This window comes from Mordavella massiliensis, assembly GCF_016902415.1.
GTDB classification, from domain to species: Bacteria; Bacillota; Clostridia; order Lachnospirales; family Lachnospiraceae; genus Merdimonas; species Merdimonas faecigallinarum.
Map to the genome: position 1 here is coordinate 1 of NZ_JACJLV010000085.1, position 3,320 is coordinate 3,320.

A 3,320-nucleotide genomic window follows, 5' to 3' on the forward strand; every position below is an offset into this window, starting at 1 on the left:
ATATAGACTGGAAAACCCAAAATGAATGGGAAATTATTATTACTAAAATTTTAGAGCTTTTATCAGAATATATTAAAAAAATTGAAGCGAGAAATGATGAATTCCTGCAATGGAATGGCAGTGAGAAAACAGAAGAATATGAGAATAACAACAGCTTAGTAAATACAAAAGAATATGAAAATACTTCGGGTGATAAAATAAGTTTAAAATTTGGAAGTATACATTCGTCAAAGGGAAGAACACATTTAGCAACTTTGGTTGTAGAAACAAAATATTATGAATATAATCTTACATCTATATTACCATGGCTATCGGGGAAATCAAAAAAATTAGGGGTGAGAAATACAAAAAGGCTCAAATGTCATTACGTAGCGATGACACGTGCAAAAGGGTTGCTTTGCTTAGCGATACCCAGTAAAAATGTATCTGTTCAAGATCGGAGAGAATTAGAAAAATTTGGATGGAAGCTGGAAATGGTAAAATGAGAAAGGAAATGATTTATGGCAACACGGTCAATTGAATACCTGCAAAGTCTTGTACGGGAACTTGCAAAGCTACCGGATGAGACGGAGTGGATAGAGTTTAAATGCAATAATAAACAACCACAAATGATTGGTGAATATATTTCTGCCCTCAGCAATTCGGCTGCACTATGCGAACGGCCAAAAGCGTATTTGATTTGGGGCATAGATGATGAGACACATAAAATTGTGGGAACTGAATTTCAGTATCGAAAAATGAAAAAAGGAAATGAGGAATTAGAAGCGTGGCTTTCCAGAATGCTTTCGCCAAGGATTAACTTTCGCTTTTTTGAGGTTCCTATGGATGAAGGAATAGTTGTTATATTGGAGATTCCATGTGCTGAGAAACAACCGGTTCAATTTTCAGGAGTAGAATATATACGAATTGGAACAAATAAGAAGAATTTGAAAGAATATCCTGATAAAGAACGGGAATTATGGAGGACTTTTGATTGCACACCATATGAATTAAGAATTGCAATGGGAAGTTTAGATGAGGATGAGATGATATCATTACTGGATTATTCTAGGTATTATGATAAACTCGAAATGCCAATTCCAAGAAACAGGGATAAAGTATTGGAAGACTTACAGCATGAAAAATTTATAAAAAGAAACGATGCCGGGACATGGGATATTACTAATATGGGTGCTTTGATGATTGCAAAAGATTTGAAGAAATTCGAATCTTTGCATAGAAGATCTGTTCGAGTTATTTGGTACAAAGAAAATTCCAGGCTGGATGCAATTAGGGAAAAGGAATTTTGTACCGGTTATGCATTTTCACATGAAGAAATAGTCCAATACATTATGACAATTATTCCACAGGAAGAGGTGATAGTAGAAGCTACCAGAAAATCCGTTGTCAGTTTTCCAGAGATTGCGATTCGTGAAATGCTAGCTAATGCAATGATTCATCAGGATCTCCAACAACGAGGCACAAATCCTATGGTTGAAGTATTTAAGAATAGAATTGAGTTTTCGAATGCCGGAGCGCCTTTGGTAGCAATTGAACGAATTGTAGATTCTGTTCCTATATCCCGAAATGAAAATATTGCTGGATTTATGCATAAATGTGGTATATGCGAAGAACGTGGTAGTGGCTACGATAAGATAGTTGAGTCTACAGGTAAAAATGAGTTGCTTGCTCCCAGAATTGAAAATCAGAATAATCAATTTACAAAAGCAGTATTGTTTGCAAAGGTGCCCTTTGAGTTAACTTCAAAGGAAGATCGTATGAGGACATGCTATATGCAGGCATGTTTGGCATATGTCAATTTTGAAGGGATTTCAAATGCTGATATACGTAAGATTTTTGGATTAGGAGAAAAAGAAAAGTCAAAAGCTTCAAGAATTATTGCTAATGCTGTTGATGGTGGTTATATTAAGGTAATGGATCCTGATACAGCACCTAGATACAAAAAATATATTCCTTATTGGGCATAATCTAACTTCCGCTAAGTTTTGTTTGAGTATTTGTGTGTGTAGTGATTTTGAAAAAATGATACAAAAAAGCACTGAAAAGCCATTATTTTAGGAGTTTCAGTGCTTTTTAACACCATAATTGTAAAATACATAATAAATTTTAAGTTCTGCTAAGTTTCGCTAACTTCTGCAGAAAATTTTCTCCACTGCTTCATCGGTTCATGTTTCCCACAGTCATCACAGGTCTGCGGCCAGTTGATTTTCCATTCAAAATACTCGTCTTTTGTAATTTTACCGGATTTGAGTTCTTCTTTCCGTATTACCCATTCTTTCATAAAATCATTAACAAGCCCATAATTAATCCATAATCCCACAGGTGGATGTGCAGGCCAGCTATCGTTATCGTGATAACGGACAGCGGTATCTTCGGAAGAATTGCATTTTTCTCCGGGATAAGTTTCCAGTTGGAATAAGTTGATTGCAGACGGATTGAATTCGTCTATCCAGAACAGAAGCTCCATGAATTCAGTAGCATCCATTGTTGTAGCATCATATAGTGTCCATGGATTTACATCCAGGATTTTAGCCATTTCTGTTACCAGTTCTTTTTTGGGAACCCGGTAATTGGTTTCGTATTGGGCAAGACGATTCGCCCCTTTTTCACCCCACCCAAGGGCTGCACCAAGTTCAGCCTGTGTCATTTTCCGGAATGTCCGGATTTTTTTTATTTTATCTCCAATCGTCATATCAGATCCCTGCTTTCTTATTGATATTAATATTTTAACCTCATAATGCGGTTTTGTAAACAGAAACATTCGCTAAAAAGCGAATAACAAGCTTGACATTAACAGAAAAGCGAAATATAATGACAGTATAATGTGATTCGCATAAAAGCGAATGTTTGGACTTTGAAAATGAAATGAGCTGTATGATCTGCCAACACAGATGCCACGACCCTGTAGTATTTTATATTCAGGCGAGCGTTGAAGATACTCCGGCAACGGCTGGTATGCCTTAGAGGAAGCTGCCAGTTTTCAGATTCAGATCTGATAGAGGTCAGTTGTAACACTGGCAGCAGATAGTACAAATGGAAGCCAAAACAAGTGCAAGATTTTTAATCGAAGGGAGTGATGCCGAAAAATCATGAGGAAAGGGGGGAGAAGAAATGAGGAAAGAACTGGAGTATGTAAAGAAAATAGCTTTGCTTGCAAAGTTATTCCGTTTGGAACTTCTGACAGAAAAAGAATATGAAAGAATCAGACGGAAGCTGATGGACAGTTATCTGATTGCAGGGGAACGCAGCAATGATCCAAGGAAGGCAATCGCATAAAAAGTAGAAAGTTGAGAAAGACAATGGAAGACACAGTAATGCAA

Annotated in this window: 4 protein-coding genes; 3 read left to right on the forward strand and 1 reads right to left on the reverse strand. The window is 36.6% G+C overall.

The genetic code is table 11. The features are described 5' to 3' along the window. Positions 1 to 485: hypothetical protein (locus tag H6A13_RS12695; RefSeq protein WP_204909908.1), on the forward strand; the 485-nt coding region annotated here is incomplete at its 5' end. 15 nt (positions 486 to 500) lie between these two features. Beyond that, on the forward strand, positions 501 to 1,967 hold the full coding sequence (locus H6A13_RS12700; protein WP_204909909.1) for an RNA-binding domain-containing protein: 1,467 nt from the start codon (positions 501 to 503) through the stop codon (positions 1,965 to 1,967). A 149-nt stretch (positions 1,968 to 2,116) separates the two neighbouring features. Here the strand turns inward: H6A13_RS12700 and H6A13_RS12705 are convergent, their stop codons facing one another. Next, positions 2,117 to 2,692, reverse strand: coding sequence for a helix-turn-helix domain-containing protein (locus H6A13_RS12705; RefSeq protein ID WP_204909910.1), 576 nt, complete (start codon positions 2,690 to 2,692; stop codon positions 2,117 to 2,119). A gap of 419 nt (positions 2,693 to 3,111) precedes the next feature. Between H6A13_RS12705 and H6A13_RS12710 the strand changes: the two genes are divergently transcribed. Further along, positions 3,112 to 3,276 carry a hypothetical protein gene (locus H6A13_RS12710; RefSeq protein ID WP_204909911.1) on the forward strand — a complete coding sequence of 55 codons (165 nt, stop codon included), beginning with the start codon at positions 3,112 to 3,114 and terminating at the stop codon, positions 3,274 to 3,276. Positions 3,277 to 3,320 lie beyond the last annotated feature (44 nt).

Excerpts from the sequence above, each read along its gene's own strand:
- H6A13_RS12700 (WP_204909909.1), top strand. The coding sequence starts at position 501 with ATGGCAACACGGTCAATTGAATACCTGCAAAGTCTTGTACGGGAACTT.
- H6A13_RS12705 (WP_204909910.1), bottom strand. The coding sequence starts at position 2,692 with ATGACGATTGGAGATAAAATAAAAAAAATCCGGACATTCCGGAAAATG.
- H6A13_RS12710 (WP_204909911.1), top strand. The coding sequence starts at position 3,112 with ATGAGGAAAGAACTGGAGTATGTAAAGAAAATAGCTTTGCTTGCAAAG.